General features: G+C 70.7%; 18 protein-coding genes. 6 read left to right on the top strand and 12 right to left on the bottom strand.

The annotated features are described in order from the left end of the window. The first annotated feature begins 56 nt into the window (after positions 1 to 56). The gene (locus tag WME97_RS07775) at positions 57 to 695 is read left to right on the top strand and encodes a hypothetical protein (RefSeq protein WP_437550755.1); all 639 of its coding nucleotides are present in this window, start codon (positions 57 to 59) and stop codon (positions 693 to 695) included. Positions 696 to 783: 88 nt separating this feature from the next. On the opposite strand, the gene WME97_RS07770 is transcribed toward WME97_RS07775, so the two are convergent. Then, complete coding sequence (locus WME97_RS07770) at positions 784 to 2127, bottom strand: MATE family efflux transporter (RefSeq protein ID WP_437550753.1); 1344 nt, start codon at positions 2125 to 2127, stop codon at positions 784 to 786. Positions 2128 to 2551: 424 nt separating this feature from the next. On the opposite strand from WME97_RS07770, the gene WME97_RS07765 reads away from it, so the two are divergent. Then, positions 2552 to 4027, top strand: coding sequence for a carboxypeptidase regulatory-like domain-containing protein (locus tag WME97_RS07765; RefSeq protein WP_437550752.1), 1476 nt, complete (start codon positions 2552 to 2554; stop codon positions 4025 to 4027). 454 nt (positions 4028 to 4481) lie between these two features. Here the strand turns inward: WME97_RS07765 and WME97_RS07760 are convergent, their stop codons facing one another. Then, the gene (locus WME97_RS07760) at positions 4482 to 4844 is read right to left on the bottom strand and encodes a hypothetical protein (protein ID WP_437550750.1); all 363 of its coding nucleotides are present in this window, start codon (positions 4842 to 4844) and stop codon (positions 4482 to 4484) included. Between the two features lie 40 nt (positions 4845 to 4884). Here WME97_RS07760 and WME97_RS07755 point away from each other — a divergent pair, with 40 nt between their 5' ends. After that, the gene (locus WME97_RS07755) at positions 4885 to 5739 is read left to right on the top strand and encodes a glycoside hydrolase family 5 protein (protein WP_437550748.1); all 855 of its coding nucleotides are present in this window, start codon (positions 4885 to 4887) and stop codon (positions 5737 to 5739) included. Between the two features lie 482 nt (positions 5740 to 6221). On the opposite strand, the gene WME97_RS07750 is transcribed toward WME97_RS07755, so the two are convergent. The 8 genes from WME97_RS07750 to WME97_RS07715 all read right to left on the bottom strand — a co-directional run bounded on the left by WME97_RS07750 (position 6222) and on the right by WME97_RS07715 (position 14476). Then, on the bottom strand, positions 6222 to 7895 hold the full coding sequence (locus WME97_RS07750; RefSeq protein ID WP_437550746.1) for an AMP-binding protein: 1674 nt from the start codon (positions 7893 to 7895) through the stop codon (positions 6222 to 6224). Continuing rightward, a complete protein-coding gene (locus WME97_RS07745) occupies positions 7892 to 8836 on the bottom strand; it encodes an SAM-dependent methyltransferase (protein WP_437550744.1) in 945 nt (314 codons plus the stop codon). The genes WME97_RS07750 and WME97_RS07745 overlap by 4 nt, the downstream gene beginning before the upstream one ends. Further along, on the bottom strand, positions 8833 to 9159 hold the full coding sequence (locus WME97_RS07740) for an acyl carrier protein (RefSeq protein ID WP_049876196.1): 327 nt from the start codon (positions 9157 to 9159) through the stop codon (positions 8833 to 8835). The genes WME97_RS07745 and WME97_RS07740 overlap by 4 nt, the downstream gene beginning before the upstream one ends. Before the next feature lie 251 nt (positions 9160 to 9410). Next, complete coding sequence (locus WME97_RS07735; protein WP_437550742.1) at positions 9411 to 10430, bottom strand: hypothetical protein; 1020 nt, start codon at positions 10428 to 10430, stop codon at positions 9411 to 9413. Positions 10431 to 10470: 40 nt separating this feature from the next. Beyond that, the gene (locus WME97_RS07730; RefSeq protein ID WP_437550740.1) at positions 10471 to 11547 is read right to left on the bottom strand and encodes a polysaccharide deacetylase family protein; all 1077 of its coding nucleotides are present in this window, start codon (positions 11545 to 11547) and stop codon (positions 10471 to 10473) included. Beyond that, entirely contained in the window at positions 11540 to 12388 is an 849-nt protein-coding gene (locus WME97_RS07725) for a methyltransferase domain-containing protein (protein WP_437550738.1), read from the bottom strand. Before WME97_RS07725 ends, WME97_RS07730 begins: the two co-directional genes overlap by 8 nt. An 11-nt stretch (positions 12389 to 12399) precedes the next feature. Further along, positions 12400 to 13203 carry a class I SAM-dependent methyltransferase gene (locus WME97_RS07720; RefSeq protein ID WP_437550736.1) on the bottom strand — a complete coding sequence of 268 codons (804 nt, stop codon included), beginning with the start codon at positions 13201 to 13203 and terminating at the stop codon, positions 12400 to 12402. A gap of 283 nt (positions 13204 to 13486) precedes the next feature. Beyond that, positions 13487 to 14476 (bottom strand): transaldolase, encoded by a 990-nt coding sequence (locus WME97_RS07715; RefSeq protein WP_437550734.1) that lies wholly within the window; start codon positions 14474 to 14476, stop codon positions 13487 to 13489. A 113-nt stretch (positions 14477 to 14589) separates the two neighbouring features. Between WME97_RS07715 and WME97_RS07710 the strand changes: the two genes are divergently transcribed. Then, positions 14590 to 16539, top strand: a complete 1950-nt coding sequence (locus tag WME97_RS07710) for a MutS family DNA mismatch repair protein (RefSeq protein ID WP_437550732.1) — start codon at positions 14590 to 14592, stop codon at positions 16537 to 16539. 119 nt (positions 16540 to 16658) lie between these two features. Beyond that, a complete protein-coding gene (gene blaOXA, locus WME97_RS07705; RefSeq protein ID WP_437550730.1) occupies positions 16659 to 17609 on the top strand; it encodes a class D beta-lactamase in 951 nt (316 codons plus the stop codon). A 42-nt stretch (positions 17610 to 17651) separates the two neighbouring features. Here blaOXA and WME97_RS07700 read toward each other — a convergent pair whose 3' ends face one another. Next, positions 17652 to 18578, bottom strand: coding sequence for an alpha/beta fold hydrolase (locus tag WME97_RS07700; RefSeq protein WP_437550728.1), 927 nt, complete (start codon positions 18576 to 18578; stop codon positions 17652 to 17654). 152 nt (positions 18579 to 18730) lie between these two features. Between WME97_RS07700 and WME97_RS07695 the strand changes: the two genes are divergently transcribed. Beyond that, complete coding sequence (locus WME97_RS07695) at positions 18731 to 19222, top strand: LEA type 2 family protein (RefSeq protein ID WP_437550726.1); 492 nt, start codon at positions 18731 to 18733, stop codon at positions 19220 to 19222. 81 nt (positions 19223 to 19303) lie between these two features. Here WME97_RS07695 and WME97_RS07690 read toward each other — a convergent pair whose 3' ends face one another. Next, positions 19304 to 20008 (bottom strand): Uma2 family endonuclease, encoded by a 705-nt coding sequence (locus tag WME97_RS07690; protein WP_437550724.1) that lies wholly within the window; start codon positions 20006 to 20008, stop codon positions 19304 to 19306. Between the last annotated feature and the right edge of the window lie 7 nt (positions 20009 to 20015).

Here is a 20015-nt window from a genome sequence, read left to right as displayed (position 1 = left end):
GGGCGCAGCGGTGCTGCACATGTCACAGTCGCGTCGCAATGGCGCGATCCGTCCGTGTGCGCAACCTCGCAAAATCTCTGAATATTTCAGAAACCGATCTGCTCCTCTGGCTCGCGGAGCATGCGCCAGCGACGGAGCTCCGCCACCCCGCGGACTTCCTCCCGGCGGAGCTCGCGGGCCGGGCGCAGCAGGCGCTCGGTCGCTCCCCGCCGTCGGCGCCGGCGGAGGAGCGGGTCGAGCGCCGCTGCGCCGAGTGCGCGAAGCTGCCGCCGAAGGCCGGGCTCCGCGTGGTGGAGGTCGGCGCCGACGCCGTCTGCGACCTGTGCGGCAGCTCGGCGAACAAGCGGGCAGCGCTCGCGATGATCGGCGCGTTCCACGCGCGCGGGCTGCGGAGGCTGCTCGTGGTCGGCGGCGGGCCAGGCACGTCCGAGGACCTGCGGCAGCTGCTCGCGGGCGAGGTCGAGATCCGCATCGTGGACGGAGAGGGTCACCGCAATGCGGCGAAGGCCGACGCCGATCTCCGCTGGGCGGACGTGGTCGCGGTCTGGAGCTCGACGATCCTCTCCCACAAGGTGTCGAAGCTCTACACCGATCAGCGCGCCAGCTTCCGCGAGAAGCTCGTGACCGTCCCGCGGCGCGGCGTGGCCGCGCTGTGCATGGCCGTCACCGAGAAGGTGGGCGCGCCCGCGGGATGAGCGGCGCCCGGCCTCCCCGGCCGGCTTCCGCCGGGCGGCGCCTCACCCTTGCTCGGGGCGGTTGTTCGGCGAGCGCAAGCGCGAGCGCTCACGCGGGGCGGCTGCTCAGCCGCACCCGGCGGAAGGTGCGCCGCGCGTGGGGCACCCAGCCCTGGAAGTGCCAGCGCGCGGCCATGACCAGCCCACGGACCCACTCGTCGGCGGCGTAGGCGACCCAGACGCCGGCGAGCCCCCAGCCGAGGTGGACGCCGAGCAGCCAGGACAGCCCGACGGCCACGGCGAACATCGAGAAGACGCCGAACCCGACAGGGAAGCGGGCATCGCCGGTGGCGCGGAGCCCGTTGATGACGACCAGGTTGAGCGTGCGGCCCGGCTCGACGAGGAGGGTCAGCCAGAGCAGCCGGGAGCCGGTGGCGATCACCTCGGGATCGCGCGAGAAGAGGCCGAGCAGGTGGGGGCCGAGCAGCGCGGTGGCGACCACCAGGCTCACGCACACGCAGAACCCGATCGCCAGGCCGCTGCGCACCAGGCGATCCGCGCCCTGCAGATCGCCGGCGCCGATGTGGTGCCCGACAACGATCTCGGTCCCGAAGCCGATCGCCATGCCGAACAGCAGCAGGAAGTGCATGATCTGCATCGTGTACGTATGGGTGGTGAGCGCCGTCTGCCCCATGTTGGCGACCATCGCGAGGATGATCATGAAGCTGATGCGATAGACCACGTTCTCGCCCGCCCCCGGCAGGCCGATGTGCAGCATCTCGCGGAGGCGATCGGGGCGAATGCGCCAGAAATCCTCGAAGGTCGGGCGGATGCCGAGGCGCGAGATCCACAGCTGCCGGTGCATCCAGAACGAGAGAGCGCGCCCGACCACCGCGGCGACCGCGAGCCCCATCATGCCGAGCCCCGGAGCCCCGGCGACACCGAACATGAGCGGCAGGCTGAGCGCGAGCTGCACGACGTACATGACGACGATGAGGCGCAGCGTGTCGCGGGTGTAGGTGTGCGCGCGCAGCACCGAGCCCATCGAGAAATTCACCGCGTCGAACGCCAGCATCACGCCGACGGCAATCAGATAAGGCTCCGCGATCGGGAACAGGGAAGGCGGCAGGCGCATCAGCTCGAGCAGCGGCCTCGCGCCGATCGCGATGACGACGAAGCTGAAGACGCCGAGCCAGAGATTGGCCGCGAGCGACGCCCGCGCGACATGCTCCGCCCCGGCGCGGTCCCGCGCGCCGAGATACTGGGTGACCACCACGCTCGCGCCGACGCTGACGAAGCGAAAGGTGATCATGAAGGTCAACATGATCTGGTTGGACAGCCCGTACGCGGCGGCGGCCTCGTCCGACAGGCGGCTGACCAGCCATACGCCGAACACGCCGACGAGCATGTGCAGCAGGTTCTCGCTGAAGATGGGCCAGGTGATCTCCAGCAAACGAGGGCGAGGGAGAGCGGGTGCAGGTAGGACCGATTGCAAAGCGCCGCATCCTACTCTGCCGAGGGGCACCTCGCCATGACGGAACACGGCCGCGGTCTCGCGGTCTCACGGTCTCGCGGTCTCGCGGTCTCGGGCGCGGTGGTACGCGGAACGAAGGTTGGTGCCGCTGTCGCCTATCTCCTCACGGTCCGCTCGATCGCACGGAAACCTAGCGAGGCAGAGCGAAACCGAGCGAATGACACCGACTGCCCCGCGCCGCCCCCGGCGGCGCAGACGGAGAGGAAAGCTTCCGTCAACACACGCAAGAGCGTGTTCTCGCTCGCATCCTTGCAGGGTTGTCCCTTCCCGTATCCCCGCGGTTCGATTACTCTGGGAATGGGCGGAGCAGGGCACACTCGCCTCTCTGCGCCTGGAGGATCAAATGGGGATAGTGCACGGCAGCGCCCGATGGCTCCTGGCCGCGGCGGCCATGGCGCCGGCTGTCGCTGGCGGATGCTCCTGCGGCGATTCCGGCGGGACGATCGGCGCCACGTCCGGCGGCGGAGCCGACCAGAGCGCGGGGGGTGGCGGCTCCGGGGGAATCCCCTTCCTGGCGGGGAGCGGCGGGTCGGGGGTCACGAGCGGCGGGTGCGAAGGGCTCGAGTGCCAGCAGATCGCCTGTCCAGGCGGCGGCACGACCACCGTGAGCGGCACCGCGTACGAGCCCGCGGGCAAGCTCCCGCTGTACAACGTCACGGTGTACGTCCCGAACAGGGAGCTTGAGCCCATCACCGACGGGGCGAGCTGCGATCGGTGCAATGTGACGCTCTCCGGCGATCCGATCGCGACCGCGCTGACGGACACGAACGGGCGATTCGTGCTGGAGAACGTGCCCGTCGGGGTGGATATCCCGCTGGTCGTCCAGCTCGGCAAATGGCGGCGCCAGATCACGCTGCCGAAGGTCGAGGGGTGCGTCGACAACCCGACCGTGGACACGACGGTCCGCCTGCCGCGCAGCAGGGCAGAGGGCCACCTCCCGAAGATCGCGCTGACGACCGGCGGCTCGGACGTGCTGGAGTGCCTGCTGTACAAGATGGGAATCGACGCGTCGGAGTTCACGCCGGAGGCGGGCGACGGGCGGGTGAACCTGTTCGCCGGGCGCGCCATCGAGGGCGACAGCGCGACGAGCAGGTATCGAGACGGCCTGAACGACGGCGCCCCCTTCTCCCTCGCGCGGGAGTTCTGGGGCTCTCTCGACGACCTGCGTCGGTACGACATGGTGATCCTGTCGTGCGAAGGCTCCGAGTTCAGGGACGACAAGCCGGAGGCCGCGCTGCGAGCGATGTTCGACTACGCCTCCGCGGGAGGCCGCGTGTTCGCGTCGCACTGGCACAACACCTGGATCCGGCTCGGGCCGGAGCGGTTCCCGGAGACGGCGCAATGGGACGAGGAGAGCGATCCCGACGATGGGCTCCCCGTGCTCGTCGACACCACGTTCCCGAAGGGCTTGGCGCTCCGGGACTGGCTCGCCAACGTGGGCGCGTCGACCGTGCCCGGGCAGATCGAGATCGACGATCCGCAGCACTGGGTCGACTCGGTGAACGAGGAGATCGCGACGCGGTGGCTCTACAACGAGGCCAACACCGATTTCGACGCGCCCGCGGGGGTCAAATACTTCACGTTCAACACGCCCATCGGCGCGCCGGAAGAAGAGCAGTGCGGCAGGTTCGTGTACACGGACATCCACGTTGCGGCGAGCGACGTCGCCGGGGCGCCGTTCCCGAGCGGCTGTGAAGACCGCGACGGGGCGATGCATGAGCTGACCGCCCAGGAGAAGGCGCTGCTCTTCATGCTGTTCGACCTGTCCGCCTGCATCGCGCCGGACGACCAGCCGCCGCCAGTGCCGGTGCCGACGTGACGAGCGCCTCGACGGCGCGGCGAGACGAACCGGGCGCGGCGCCCGACGCTTGACATCCCGGGGGCGCTCGCTCGCAATTTCCTGAGCGATATTGACGCCCTGCGCATGGATAGGCGGTTGCCCAGGGTGGTCACCCGACCACCAAGGGGAGCACTGTAGCCTGCGTGGACCGGCGCGGGACAGCCCTCGCGCCCAGACCGGAGACGCAGCGCAGCAGCGTCCGTTCCACGGGCTCCGCCAACTGGCATATTTTTTGCGAAATTTCTGTTGCCTGCACACCACAGCTCCCTCAGATCGGCGCCCGTGAAGGCTTCGCCTCACGGTCTCGCTGGAGACCACCGGCCGCAGCTGTCACCTGCGTGCACCAACACTGTATTTTGCCATACAACAGCGTGGATTTTATCCCTTGATTCAGAGGCACGCAGAGGGCTTGCCATGGCGCTGAACTGCCCTTTTAATGCCGCGCCATCCGGCTACTTCTCTTGGAGGACATGATGAAAACTGTTTTGCTTCGCGGTGTGCTTGGCAGGTCGAAGTGGTCATTCGGCCTTGCGGTGGTTGCGCTGCAAGCCACCGTGCTGATCGGCTGCGGTGACGCGGGGACGGAGGACGGCGCGGGCGGCGCGGGCGGCTCGGGCGGCGGCGGGGCGACCTCCGCGAGCGCGACGACCTCGAGCGCCTCGACGACCTCCGCGACGACCTCGAGCGCCTCGACGACCTCCGCGAGCGCGACGACCTCGAGCGCCTCGACGACCTCCGCGAGCGCGACGACATCGGCCTCGTCCACGACGAGCGCGAGCACCGGGGGGATCCCCACGGACGGCACGCCGGTCGAGCGTCATGGCCGGCTGCGGGTCATGAACGGCAACATCGTCGGCGAGCACGGGTCCCCGGTCCAGCTCAAAGGCATGAGCCTGTTCTGGAGCCAGTGGAGCAACTACTACAACGGCAATGTCGTCAATTCGCTCGCGGACAACTGGGAGTCGACCGTCGTCCGCGCCGCCATGGGCATCGAGGGCGAAGACGGGTACCTCCAGGACGCGGGCGCCCAGAAGGCCAAGGCGAAGACCATCGCCGACGCGGCGATCGCGAAGGGCATCTACGTCATCCTCGACTGGCACGATCACAACGCGCACCAGCACCTGGACCTGGCGAAGAACTACTTCCGCGAGGTGGCGCAGGCCTACAAGAACACGCCCAACGTCATCTTCGAGGTGTTCAACGAGCCCCTCAACACGAACACCTGGCCCGCGGTGAAGTCCTACGCCGAGGCGGTGATCTCCGAGATCCGCGGCCAGGGCGCGAACAACCTGGTCATCGTCGGCTCGCCGAACTGGTCGCAGGACGTCGACATCGCCGCGGACAATCCCCTCAGCGATCAGAACGTGGCGTACACCCTCCACTTCTATGCCAACACGCACAAGGCGTCGCTGCGCGACAAGGCCCAGAAGGCCATCAACAAGAAGCTGGCGCTCTTCGTGACCGAGTGGGGGACCTGCTCCGCCGACGGCAACGGTCAGCTCAACCTCGGCGAGTCGCAGACCTGGCTCGACTTCCTGGACTCGCACAACATCAGCTGGGCCAACTGGTCGCTTGGCGACAAGGCCGAGGCGTGCTCCGCGCTCAGGCCCAACGCAAACCAGATGGGCAACTGGAACGACAACGACCTCACCGAGTCGGGCAAGTGGGTGAAGGGGAAGATCGCAGAGTGATCCCCGCGCGGGTCACCGGCCGCTCGCGCCGGTGACCCGGCCCCGACCGAGGGCGCCGCTCACCCGTGCGCTCGTTTGCTCTCCACGGACAGGGGCCGCCCCGCACAGAAGGGGCATTGGTCGTCCGAGCACCAGTCGTCATCCTCGAGGCCGAGCGCCCGGAGCTGCTCCAGCTCCCACGCGCGCGCCTCGGGCGAAAGCGGGGAGGGACAGGTGGACTCGTGGTCTCGCAGGCTGCTCAACATGGACGGTCCCGTTCGGTTGTGCTCCGGAGAGCGATTCCGGGATCTATCGCGCACCGCCCTGCAGCGCCCGCGAAATCGGCCGTTCCCCGCCGCGTCCTCCTACATCCGAACGTTTACGTGGTCGTGGTCGTGGTCGTCAACGATAGGCCGTGAACGACCACGACCACGTAAACGTTCACGTTCACGTTCATACTCACGTTGGTGACGGATGATGGGGAGAAGGGGCCGGAGCGCTCTTCAGCGGAGCGCACCCGCGCGCAGCCGCTCGGCGACCTCCCGGCGTCGCAGCTTGCCGCTCGTCGTCTTGGGCAGCTCGCCCGGCGGAACCAGGACAACCTGGTCCACCGTGACGCCGTTCGCCCGCAGCGCCTCCCGCACGCGCTCCACGAGGCCGGCTTGCTCGGACGCCTCGGCGCGCGTCTCGGCCACCACGTAGACCGACTCGGTCTGGCGCTCCTCGACGAACAGCCCGACCGCGACGACGCACCCGGCCCGGATCCCGTCGACCCGGGAGGCGATCTCCTCGATCACGGCGGGGATCATCGTGTGACCACCCTTGATGATCACCTCCTTCTTCCGGCCGGTGACGAACAGCGTCCCGCGGTCGATGAACCCGAGATCGCCCGTGCGCAGCCACCCGCCCACGAGCGCCTCGGCGGTCGCCTCGGGCTCGTTGAAATAGCCCTCCATCACCGTCTCCGAGCGCACCTCGATCTCCCCAACCGTGCGCTCCGGGACGGGGATGCGCTGGGCGTCCACGATCCGGATCTCCGTGTGCGGGATCGGCCTGCCGACGCCGGTGAGCTCCAGCGAGAGGGGGCCAGGCGCGGCCTCCTCGACGCGGCCCTCGCGCTCCAAGAGGCCGCGATCCACCGTGAGGGCGCGCGGCTCGGCGTAGAGGTCGGGGAAGGTCACGGCGACCGTCGCCTCGGCCAGCCCGTAGACGGGGAAGAACGCCTCGACGCGGAAGCCGCAGGGCGCGAACGCCTCGGCGAAGCGGCGGAGCAAGGCGGGGGAGATCGGCTCGGCGCCGATCATCGCGCACCGCCACGCGCCGAGATCGAGGCCCGCCTCGGCGGCGCGGCGGGCGAGGCCGATGCAGATGGCATAGGCGCTCGGCGGCCCGAGCGAGATGACGCCCCGGATGCTCGACATCTCCGCGAGCCACGAGAACGGCCGCGTCCGGAACTCGAGCGGCGAGAGCATGTGAACGGGGAAATCGTTGAAGAGCGGGAAGAGCAACCCGCCGACGAGGCCCATGTCGTGGTGGAGCGGCAGCCACGAGACGCCCCCCGCGCCCTCGCCGCGCACCGGGAGCCGCTGGCTCATCGCGTCGAGGTGCAGCATCAGCCGCTCGTGCGGGATCACCACGCCGCGCGGGTGCCCGGTGCTGCCGCTCGTGAGCTGGATGAGCGCGGGCCCGGGCGCGCGCTCCGGATCGGGCAGCGAACCCGCGAGGGGCGCGTCGAGCAGCGGCTCGGCGGCGAGCTGGAGGAGGCCGTCCGCCCCCTCTTCACCCTGCGCGAAGCCGAGCAGCGCGGACGAGACGACGAGCGCGCGCGCGCCGACGCGGTCGGCCGTCCGCCGGAGCTCGCCGAGGAACGCCGCCACGTCGGTGAGCCGGTAGGGCACCCCGACCTGGATCGGCACCGCGCCGAGCACCCAGACGCCGAAGAGGCACGGCACCGCCACCTCCACGTCCGTCACGAGCAGGAGCACGCGATCACCCGGGCGCACCCCCGCCGCGAGCAGGCCCGACGCCGCCGCGCACGCGCGGCGCCAGTACTCCGCCCACGACCACCCGACGAACTCGCCCTGCTGCTTGTGATAGAACCCGAATCGATCCGGCGTCGCCTCGGCCCGCGCCCTGAGCAGGCCCGCGACCGTCCGCGCAGAGAGCCCGCGGCTCACGGCGCGCGCCCTGGCTCGGGCGAGGGCGCGACGCCGAGGCGCTCGCGGCCGCCGCCCTTCGTCGCCACGATCATGTACTCGAGCGCGGTGCGGCGCGCGAAGGAGAGCCGGCCCACGGTCATGTACGTCTGGAGCAGCCGCGAGAAGCCGGGCGCGCGGGCGTCGATCCGGGCGCGGTTCGCGCGCACGTTGTCGATCCACCGGGCGACCGTGTGCACGTACGAGCTCGTGAGATCCTCGACGCGCCGGACATCGAGGCCGGCCTGCTCGATCATCCCGAGCTCCTCGGCCAGCGAGATCAGGCGGCAATAGCCGAGCGCCTCGACGAAGATGTACTGCGTCGCAGAGCTCTCCCGGTCCCCGCGGGCGCGCGCCGGGAAATAGCAGTCGGAGATGAGCAGCCTGCCGCCCGGGCGCAGCGCGGCGGCGATCTTCTGGTGGATCCGCTCGCGGTTGTGCATGTGCACGATGCTGCCCACGAAGAGCACGGCGTCGAGCGACTCGGGCGCGAGGTCGATGTCCTCGATATGAGCGAGGTCGATGCGGACCCGCGAGGCGACGCCCGCCCGGTCCGCGCGGCGGAGCGCCTCCTGCCGCTGCTTGTCGCTCAGCGTGACGCCCTGAAAGCTCCCGCCGGTGCGCTCGGCGAGATAGATGAGGTTCGAGCCCCAGCCGCACCCCACGTCGAGGACGCGCTCTCCGGGGTGGATGTCGAGCTCGCGGCGGACCCAGTCGTACTTCCGCTCTTGCGCCGTCTCGAGGCTCTCGGCGGGATCGAGGAAGATGCCCGTCGCGTAGGCCAGGCGGCTGTCGAGGACCATGGAGAATATCTCCGGGTCGTTCTGGTAATGAGCGGCGACCTCCCGCCGCTCGTGCTCCCGCTGCTCCTCGGGCGTCCGGACGGCGGCCTCGCGCTCGGCGCGCGTGCGCGGGGCGGTCAAGGCGCCCCTCCCCGGCCGCCCCGCGCCGCGATCTGCGCCTCGACGAAGGCGATCACGTCGCCGACCGTGCTGATCTGCGCCTGATCGGGCGCCGCGAAATCGGGCGCCACGATCTGGAATCGCTCCTCGAGCGCGACGTTGACCTCGATGAGCGCCAGTGAATCCACGCCGAGGCCGCTCTCGAGCGACAGGTCGGGAGTCACGGCGTCGACGCTCATCCCACATCGCTCTGCAATGATGGTACGGACCTCTCTGGCGATCTCCGGATCTCCACCGCCCGCCACCTGCGGCTGCTTCCGAAGCGCCGCCTCGCTCTTGTTCATCGCGCTCTCCAGTCCAGGGTTCGGCGCGCGCGACCATCAGCACGCCGGCGCGATAGATGCTCATGCCAGCGCCGGTCACGGCCGTAGCGCGGCGTACCATGATCGCCAGTCGTCGTCCATGGCCGGACGAGCCCGCTCGACCGCGAGGTCAGCGCGTCGCGGGCGCGCTCGCGTGCTGCGCGCCGGAACCTGCGCGCGACAGACGCGCGAGGCCCTGCCGCGGCGCCTCGCCGCGGCCCGGCGCGAGCGGCTCAATCGCCGAAATCGCCGTCGAACCCGCCGCCGTCATCGACCCCGCCGCCGTCATCGACCCCGCCGCCGTCATCACCCCACGGATCGCCGTCATCCGCCCCGTCCCCCTCGTCGCCCGCGGAGAGGTCGTCGCCGCCGCGATCCGCGCCGCTCAAGAGGTCAGGATTCTCGGCGGCCTCCTGCGCTGTGCCGAGCATCGTGCCCGCCGGGTTCACGAAGAGGACGTGTGGCGGCGTGAGCATGTGCATGAACGAGGAGATGAGCATCACGTCCAGCATCATCCCCAGCGGGCTGGGTGGGTAATAGACGACGAACGGGTCATAGCCGGGGTGCGTGGGGCCCACGGGAGGCCGCTCGGCGCCCGCGCCGTCGCCCGCTGGCGCGTGCACGACGCGCGCGTCGGCGTGGTGATGCTCCACGCGCGCCTCCGGCATCGTGGCCTTGAGGGCGCCCTCGACCCGCCCGACGAAGGACTCGAACTGCAGCCGCGCCGCCTCGAACAGCGCCGGATCCTTCGCCAGGGGCTCGACGCGGCGGCGGTAGTCCTCCGCGGACTCGCCGGCTCGCGGCTCGAGATCCCGCAAGCGCCCGCCGATGGAGACGAGCCCCGCCGGCTCGTCGTCGGCGTGCTCGGTGCGCGCCCGCGTCTCGATGACCAGGTGCAGCCCCGCCTCCTCGTGCTCGGCGGCGAACCTGAGCTCGCTGAACCCGCGCCCGAACACGGCGGAATGCTCGGACAGCGCGAGCACGAGGTCGGGAAGATCGTCCGGCTTCCCGTCCGTGTCCTGGAAGATGACCGTGTCGTCGATCACGAGCGAGAGGGCGTTCGTGACCCCGAGCTGGACGAGCGCCCCCCGCACCTGATCGACCACGGCGGTGGCCTCGAGCTCGACGCGCACGCGATCGGTGTCGAGATCCACCGTGGCGCCGAAGCTGCGCTTCAGCTTCTCCCAGACGGTGGGGTTGCGCTGGATGATGCTGCCCTTGAGCGAAACGTGGATCTGTCCGATGAGCCGCATACGCGCTACTTAGCACCGCGCAGGAGTCTGGCCGACCCGGTCAGCCGAACGTGAACCGCTGCGCCACGCGCTTGTACGCCTGCTCGACGACGCGGCGGGCGTGGTGGATCGCGTTGGAGTGGGGGAACTGCAGCGAGGGCGGCGCGCCCTCATCGACACCGCGCGCCCCGTGCGTGGAACCGTGCGTGGAAGACGTCGCGTCCGAGAGCCGGCGCGCGAGGGCGCCCACGGTGTCGACCTCGAAGTCCTTCGAGTTCTCGTCGAGGAAGCGGCAGAGCCCGCGGAGCCGCTCGACGTTGAGCCGGTTCGGGAAGCCGCGGCGCGCCTCCGCCGAGTCGAGGAAATAGAACTCGAACGAGTGGGTCACCAGCGTGACCTCCTTCACCCCGAGGGCGCGGTAGCGGAGGAGACAGTGCTTGATCTCGTCGAGGGTCACCGCCGTGATCTGAAGGTGCCTGAAGCGCTTCGTGGGCTCGATGAAGTTCGTGACCGGCAGCTCGTACACCCCCGGCTCGGGCGTCTCGAAGAGGCCGAGCCGCGCGCCCGGATACTGCATCTTGCAGTTCTTGCTGAAGTAGCAGGGGTTGTAGTTGCTGCTCAGCACGAGCCCCGCCCGCTTCATCGCCCGCCATGTGTCGTTGCTCGCGCCGAAGTTGCCAGCGCGGTAGCCGAGCAGCTCGCTCGCCGGGACGCCCGCGCGCACGAGCAGGTCGCGCCCCTCGAGGAGGAGCCGCGTCTGCTCCTCGACCGGGTAGTCGGCGATGTCGTCGGAGACGCGGGGCTCGCCCCGGGTGTGCCAGTCCGCGCGCCGCTGCACCGGGTGCACGTGCAGCTGCACGTCGTGGCCGCGGCTGTGGAGCGCCTGGCACACGCTCGTCAGCCCGTCCATCCCGAAGCTGTACGAGCCGATGGCCTCGACGAAGAACGTCCCGCGCTGGCCGTACGCCTCGAGCTCGCGCATGATGAGCTCGATGCCGAGGGGCTCGCGCTGGTTGACGAAGCGGCCCCAGATCCGGAGGTCGTAGCCCATCGCGGGAGACTTGGTATCGCCCAGGATGCGCTCCTCGGCGCACTCCACGTCCACGGTGATGTATACCCGCGTCCTCCCGTCAGCCATCGCCAGCTCCTCCCTCACCGCGCTTCTGAAGAACCATCGTGATCGTCGGGGACACGCAGCCCACGTGCATCCCGAGCGGGCCGAGCAGCCGGTTCGCCGCCGACAGGGCCATGAGCCGCGGCCCGGACAGCCCCATCTTGGCCTTCAGGTCGACGATCAGCCGGCCGCGATCCTGCTGCGATATGTCGACATAATCGCCGAACCCGCGCCGGAGCTGCCAGGGAAATACGCTGTAGATCGACCTGCCCGGGAACAGCGGGCGCAGCAGCCGAGGCACGTAGTTCATCAGGGGGCGGCGGCTGTGGCACTCGACCGGCCAGAGGCGGTTGCTCGTGCCCAGGATGACGATGAACCCCCACGGCCCGAGCACCCGATCGATCTCGCGCTGGACGGCCGGCAGGCGCTCAGGCGGGACGTACTCGAGCACGCTGTTGCAGGAGACGAGCTCGAACTCCCCGTCGGCGAACGGCATCGCGGTCGTGTCGGGGACGTGATGAATGCGGATCCGGTCCGACAGCCCGTGGCGCTCGACGTTCAGCTGCGCCAGCTCGACGTACATGGGGTCGACGTCGAGCGCGGTCACCTCGGCGCCCAGGGTCGCGAGCACGATCGACGTCCCGCCGAAGTGGCAGCCGAACTCGAGCACCTTCTTGCCGCGGACCGACGTGAAGAGGTCGTCGTAGGCGTGGCGGCTGCGGCGCCACTCCAACATGGCATACCCCCCGACCCACGGATCGTCGGGATCCCAGCCGTGGCGCCGCGCGCTCTCGCGGAAGCGGTGATCGGCGTCTGCGTCGCGGACAGCCGGCGGGGTGGCGACGTTCTGGCTCGGTTCGCTCATCGGGGAGAGGATCAAGCGTCGGCTGTCCCTGCGGGCAGCAGGGGCGCCCGGTAGATGGCGAACAGGAAGGGCGAGAACCAGGGGTTCGTCTCGCCGGGGACCACCCGGCGCGCGATCGCCTTGAGGGGCGGGACGACCTTCCAGACGACACGCCGCGCCAGGAGCGGCGCCTCGTCGTCCAGCCAGAAATCGAAATGGCCGCCCGTGTAGCGGGCCTGGACGATCTCGGCGCCGTTGCGGCGGGCGGCGGCCTCCAGGAACGGCAGGTTCATGATGCGGGTGTTGTGGCCCTTCAGGTTCTTGCGATCGAACAGCCAGTGGAGCGCCTTCTGCCCGCCGGCGAAGTTCGGCATGCCCACGACCACGGTGCCCCCCGGCTTCACCAGCTCGAAGTGCCGATCCATCACCGCCCCGGCGTCATCGAAGTGCTCGATGAACCCGAAGGAAGCGACGATATCGAACTTCTGCTGGGGCTTCCAGCTGAAGAAATCCCCCTTCTCGATCTTGCCGACCTTGATGCCGCGCTTCCGGATCTCCTGCTCGACGACCTCCGGGTCGCAGGCGTAATCCAGGCCATACGCCGTGAACCCCAGGCGCCCACAGAAGTCGACAAGGATACGGCCTGGTGCGCAGCCGATCTCGAAGAACGACAACCCCTCCCCGCGCGGCAGGAACGGAGCGACGTCGTCGTAGATCTCGCAGCCGCCACCCAGATCGTCGGTGCCGACGTAGCCCTTCCAGTGGTTCTCCCAGTACTCCTGTGACGTGAGCTTCAACGTCGCCTCCTCGATGCCATCGCGAAAAGGGCGGCTCATGAGGAGCCTCCCGGAGAACCGCAGTCGACCACGCGCGGCGCGGGCGATCGAATGCTGTCCGAAATTCGTCCAGTTTTGACGAATCCTAGAGGACGGGGAGGCTCACATGCAAGCCGGCCCTCCGCCTTCTTCCCGCGCCTCCGTTCCTCAACGCAGGCGCACGCAGGCGCGCGCTGGGGCACCTACGCGGCGCGGGGTCGCCGCGTAGGTGCCCCAGCGGCGCCCGGGCCCGCTCCCCGGAGCTCCGCCGCGCGCCGCGATCGCGCGTCGCGCGTCGTCAGCGCTAGGAGGCGGCCCCCTGCTGGAGGCGCTCGCGGAGCAGGACCTCGAGCGAGGCGAGCGCCTTCGCGAAGCCGTCGATGCCCTCGCTCAGCTTGTCGCTCGCCATCCGGTCGGCGGCGTGCATCGCGCCGAACGCCGCCTCATCCATCGGGATCTTCGCGATCTGCAGGGCGCGCGCCGCGTCGGGGTCGAGCTTCCTCGGCAGGTCGCCGCGCGCGGAGGCGAGCTCCGAGAGCAGCTTCGGCGAGATCGTCAGGAGGTCGCAGCCGGCGAGCTCCTTGATCTCGTCGATGTTGCGGAAGCTCGCGCCCATCACCTCGGTCTTGTAGCCGTGCTTCTTGTAGTAGTTGTAGATCTTCGTGACCGAGACGACGCCGGGGTCCTCGGCCGGCGCGTAGCTCGTGCGGCCGGTGTCCTTCAGGTACCAGTCGAGGATGCGCCCGACGAACGGCGAGATGAGCGTCACGCCCGCCTCGGCGCACGCGATCGCCTGGTGCAGCCCGAAGAGCAGCGTGAGGTTGCAGTGGATGCCCTCCTTCTCGAGGACCTCCGCCGCGCGGATGCCCTCCCACGTCGAGGCGATCTTGATGAGGACGCGCTTGCGCGAGACGCCGGCCTCCTCGTAAAGGCGCACGATGCTCCGGCCCTTCTCGATGGTCGCCTGGGTGTCGAAGGAGAGGCGCGCGTCGACCTCGGTCGAGACGCGGCCGGGGATGATCTTCAGGATGCGCAGGCCGAAGTCGACGGCGAGCCGCTCGAACGCGAGGCCCACGACGTCGTCCGGCCCCTTGCCCCGGCCCGCCTCCTTCTGGCCCCAGGCGAGCGCGCCGCTCACGATGTCGGCGTACTCGGGCATCTGGGCCGCCGCCGTGATGAGCGACGGGTTCGTCGTCGCGTCCTGGGGGCGGAATTTCTCGATCGAGTTGATGTCGCCGGTGTCCGCGACGACGACGGTGTACGCCTTGAGGCGCTCCAGCAGGTTCTGGTCCATGGGCGGCATTGTACGAGCAGCCAGCCAGGACGCTTCAAAGCTTTCGTGTCCTTCGTGGGAGGACCCCCCTCCGGCTGGATGCACGGCCGGCGGTGGCCTATGGAGAGGGCCCCGTGGAGCCGCCCCCCAACGCCGTCGCGCAGCGCGTCCTGTCCGCCTACGAAGATCGCCTCTCGGTCCTGCGCGCCGAGGCCGGCGCGCTCGATCGCCGCTCGAAGACCTTCTCGCTGCTGCGCGGGGTCTCGTTCCTGGCGGCGGCCGTGGCCGGGGGGTACGCGCTCTTCGGCGACGTGCCGCGGTGGGTCACGTACGCCGCCGGGGCGGTGACCGCGGTGTTCCTCGGGCTGCTCGTCGCGCACGCGCGCCTCGTCACCCGGATGACGGAGCTCGAGCAGCGCATCGGCCTCTACGTGCGCGGCAAGCGGCGGGTCGCCGGCGATTTCGCCGATTTCCCGGAGCGTGGCGATCGGTTCGCCGCGCCGGACCACGATTACGCGGGCGATCTCGACGTGTTCGGGCAGGCGTCGCTGTTCCAGCTGCTCAACCTGGCGCAGACGGGCGAGGGCGAGGCCACGCTCGCGGCCTTCCTCGCGGAGCCCGCCCCGGCGACCGCCGTGGCGGCGCGGCAGGAGGCGGTGCGCGAGCTCGCCGGCCTCGGGGCGTTCCGGGAGGATCTCGCGGTGGTGGGCATGCAGGCGGGGGCGCGCGGGCGCGAGGCCGGCCCGCTCATCGCGTGGGCCGAGGCGCCGCCGGCGCTGCTCGGCCCGGAGGCCCGCGCGGGCGGCCTGCCGGTGAGCGCGCTCCTGACCGCGGCGAAGGTGCTCGTGCCGCTGACGCTGGCGCTGCTCGCGGCGCCGCGGTTCATCCCCGCGGAGCAGCTCGGGCTGCTCCGCCACGCCTACCTCCTGCCGCTGGCCGCCCAGATCCTCGTGCTGGTCCTGCTGCGGCCCGCGGTCGAGCCGATCGTCGCCGCGGCCTCGTCGCGCGAGGCGCCGTTCGCCCGGTACCGGCCGATCCTCGCCCGCGTCGAGGAGCAGGCGTTCTCGTCGGCGCTGCTCGGCGAGCTCAAGGCCGAGCTCGCGGGGCCCTCGGGCGTGCTCGCCTCGCGGGAGATGACGGCGCTCGAGAGCCGGGTCGGCTACTCGGACCTGCGCCACAGCGGGCTCGTCCACATCGTCGCCAACCTCTTCCTGCTCTGGGACGTGTGGTGCGCGCTCGCGCTGGAGCGGTGGAAGCTGCGCGCGGGCCGGCACGTGAAGGCGTGGATGCGGACGCTCGGGCACATGGAGGCGCTCGCGAGCCTCGCGACGTTCGCGCACGAGAACCCCGACTACGCGTACCCCGACGTGAAGGACGGCGAGCCGCGCTTCACGGCGTCGGGGCTCGGCCACCCGCTCCTCCCGCGCGACCGGCGGGTGACGAACGACGTCTCGCTCGAGGGCGCGGGCGCCGCGCTGCTCGTGACGGGGTCCAACATGTCGGGCAAGAGCACGCTGCTGCGCGCCGTCGGGGTGAACGCCGCCCTCGCCCTCGCGGGCGCGCCGGTCTGCGCGTCGTCGCTGGCGCTCTCGCCGGTCCGCGTGCGGACGAGCATGCGGATCAAGGACTCGCTCGAGCACGGCGTCTCGCACTTCTACGCCGAGCTGACCCGCCTGAAGCGCGTCGTCGACGGCGCGAACGGCGGCGAGCGGGTGCTGTTCCTGCTCGACGAGATCCTCCACGGCACGAACGCGCGGGAGCGCCAGATCGGGGCGAGGGCTGTCGTGCGGCACCTCGTCGCGCAGGGGGCCATCGGCGCGGTCTCGTCGCACGACATGGGGCTCGCCGTGCTGGAGCAGGAGACCGCGGGGCGGGTGCGCAACATGCACTTCGAGGAGCTCGTGGTCGAGGACAGGATGACCTTCGACTACAAGCTGAAGCCCGGCGTGGTGACGAGCGCGAACGCGCTGCGGCTCATGAAGATCGTCGGGATCGACGTCGACTTCGCGGAGGGCGAGCGGACGGCGCCGGCGGCGACCGCGGCGGCGATGGCAGCAACGACCGCGGAGGCGGCGCGGGAATGAGCGGCGGCGACGGCGGTGACGACCGCGGAGGCGGCGCGGGAATGAGCGGCGGCGACGGCGGTGACGACCGCGGAGGCGGCGCGGGAATGCGCGCGGCCCCCGGCCGCGTTGACGGCGCCATGCTTTCTCCGCTCCCCGGGTGCCTCTCGCGCCGCGCCCTCGCCTCGGCGCGTCCCCTGCTCTCCGGCGCGCTCCTCGCGATCGTCACGACAGCGAGCGCCTGCGCCACGGCGCCGCCGCCGCCGTCAGCTCCCCCGGCGGCGAGCGGCGGGGCGGCCCCGCCGGCCGCAAGCGCGCCGGCCGCGAGCGCGCCGGCCGCGGCGCGGACCGAGATCGACGAGGGCGGGGCGGCGCTCCTCCGCGCGGAGGGCGTGGACGGCGCGTTCGTCCTGTTCGACGCCGCGCGGGGCGTCACCCGCGTCGTGAACCCCGACCGCGCGGCGTCGCGGTACGTGCCCGCCTCGACCTTCAAGATCCCGAACACGATCATCGGCCTGGAGACCGGGGTCATCCCGGACGAGCGCTTCACGCTGCGGTGGGACGGGGTGCAGCGCCGCGTGCCCGACTGGAACCGCGATCACGATCTCGCGTCGGCGATGAAGCACTCGGTCGTCTGGTTCTACCAGGAGGTCGCGCGCCGGATCGGGCCCGAGCGCATGCAGGCGCACCTCGACGCGCTCGGCTACGGCAACCGCGACATCTCGGGGGGCATCGACCAGTTCTGGCTGACCGGGGGGCTCCGCATCTCCCCGCACGAGCAGATCGATTTCCTGCGGCGGCTCCACGCCGGCGCGCTGCCCTGCTCCGCGCGGAGCGTGGACATCGTGAAGCGGATCCTCGTGCTGGAGCAGACGCCGGCCTACACGCTGCGCGGCAAGACGGGGATGGAGATGGACGAGCGATCGAGCACCGGCTGGCTGGTCGGCTACGTCGAGCGCGGGGCAGACACCTACTTCTTCGCGACCGTGCTCCTCGGCGCAGGCAGCGACGGCGAGCGCATCATGCCGCTACGCCGCAGCCTGACCCGCGCCCTGCTGAAGCGGCACGGCGCGCTCCCCGAAGACGCCTGACGCAGGCGCCTCTCCCGGCGCCGGCGCCGCCGGCGCCGCCCCCTACGCCGCCGGCGCCGCGCTCGAGGGCGACGGCGCCGCGCTCGAGGGCGACGGCGCCGCGCCCGGCGACGCCGTCGAGCGCGCCGCCCACGCGAACGCGGCGATCCGCTCGGCGAAGCGGCGCGGGTCGTCGACCTGCGGGCAGTGCCCGATGCCCTCGGGCTCCTCGATCTCCGCGTGCGGAGGGAGGTGCCGCCGGTAGTACTCGAGGTTGGCGCTCGGCATCAGGCGGTCCGAGCGGCCCCAGATCAGCAGGATCGGCATCGAGAGCGCGGCCAGCTGCTCGGGCGTGAACGCGTGGTCGCACCGGGCCGAGCGCCTGAAGGAGAGGATGGTCTCGCGCGAGAACGTCCGCACGACGTCGCCGGCGATCAGCGGGGTGAACCACGGGACGCGGTGGTAGAGGCGCGCGAAGAACGCATGGGCGTCGGCCCGCGACCGCAGGTTGAACACGGCGAGCAGCTCGGCGAGCTCGGCCTGCTGCATGCCGGCGCCGGCCGGCGACGCGAGCACCAGCGCGCGCACGCGGTCCGGCGAGCTCAGCGCGTAGCTCACCGCGACCGCGCCGCCGAGGGAGTTTCCGACGACGATCGCCGGCTCGTCGAGCTCGCGGTCGAGCAGCTCGTGCATGGCGGTGGCGAGGCACTCCGGCGTGAACGCCGACGCCGGCGCCGCGCTCCACCCGTGCCCCGGCGACTCCGCGGCGATGACGCGGCGGGCGCGCCCCCGGAGTCGCTGCAGCACCGGCGCGTACGGGAGCGCCGAGGAGCCGATGCCGTGGAGCAGGACCACCGTCGGGAGCGGGCCCGTGCCCGGAGCATCGTAGAGGTGCAGCCGGCAGACCGACGTGTCGACCCAGCGGCTCTGCACCCCGGACCTGTTCAGCGCCTTCTTGGCGAGGCGTTCGGCGAGCGGGAGGATGCCCATGTACCGGGCATAGCAGATCGAAAGGGTTCCTGCGGGGGCGGAAGCGCTGGCGCGCGCGGGGGCCGTCGAGCGATCGGCGGGACGCGGACGAGGCCCGGCGGCGCGCCCGATTTCCGTTGAGCTCCATGGAGATCCGCGCCACATCTCCCGCCGTGCGATCGCCTCTCCTCGCCGCCGCCGTCGCCCTTGTCGCGTGCTCGCGCCCCGAGCCGCCGACGCTCAAGCCCGAGCTCGCGACGGTGACCGCCGTCACCGTTCAGGGCATCGATCTGCGGGTCCAGATCCAGGCGTACAACCCGAACAGCATCGATCTCTCGACGCGCTCGATGAAGGCGAGCGTGCTGCTCGACGGCAAGTACGACGTCGGCACGGTCACCGCGCTCACGCCGCTCGAGCTGCCCGCGAAGAAGTGGACCCGGATCGAGGCGCCGATCTCGGTGAAGTGGCAGGACCTCACGAGCATCGCGGCGCTGGCGGCGCAGAGCCGCGGTATCCCGTACCAGGTGAGCGGCACCGTCGCGATCGGCGGAGAGACGCTCAACGTGGATGTGCCGTTCCGCCTGGCGGGGACGATCACGCACGAGCAGCTCGTCACGGCGATCGGCAACTCGCTCCCGGGCCTGCCCCTCCCCGGCCTGCGCTGAGGGCGGCAGCGGGCTGCCCTCAGCGAGGCCCCGCGTGATCGCCGAAGCCGCCCGATCGGAGCGACGTCGCGTGAGTGGACCTCACGTGAGCGGTCCGAAGCGCTTCTCGTAAGCTGCAAGCTTCTCCGCGAGCGCCAGGGACCGCTCCTCCGCCGCTCGGGCCTGCTCCTCCGCCGTCGGAAGCACGCGTCCCTCGGCGTCGAGCCACCGGAGCCATCTCCCTTTGCTGCCCAGGTACAAGCCATCCCGCACGCCGAGGCGCAGACCGAGCTGCTGGCTTGCCAGCTCACCCTCCGCGTTCAAGGCCATCGGCTCGTACGCGCGAGAGGCGATGTCGAGCAGATATCCTTCCAGGGTGTTCTTCATCGGATCGAACAGAAAGTACTCCGGCACGCGCAGCGCCTTCGCATAGATGCGCATCTTCTCGCCGCGGCCGATCGACTCCGTGCTCTCCGAGAGGAGCTCGATCACCACATCCGGCGTCTTGCCGTTCTCTTGCCATACGACCCAGGACTTCCTGTCTCGGCGTACCGTGTCGAGCACCACGAAGACGTCCGGCCCACGGAAGTCGTTCTTCCTGGTCTGGAGCTCGCTGAAATAGATCGCCATGTTGCCGCTGACGTAAACGTCGTCGCGATCCTTCCAGGAGAGGTCCAGCGACTCGATCAGCAGCAGCATTTGTTTGCGGTGGCGATCGCTCTCCATGGGCTCACCGTCGTCGTGGGGGAGTTCGTCCTCTCCGGGCGGCGGGAGCGGGACGAGCGAGGTCTCGCTGGCGTACGGCATGGGCTTC

It is taken from the genome of Sorangium sp. So ce367 (assembly GCF_051520455.1).
In the GTDB taxonomy this organism is placed as follows: Bacteria; Myxococcota_A; Polyangia; order Polyangiales; family Polyangiaceae; genus Sorangium; species Sorangium cellulosum_B.
This window is presented reverse-complemented; position numbering and strand designations above follow the sequence as displayed.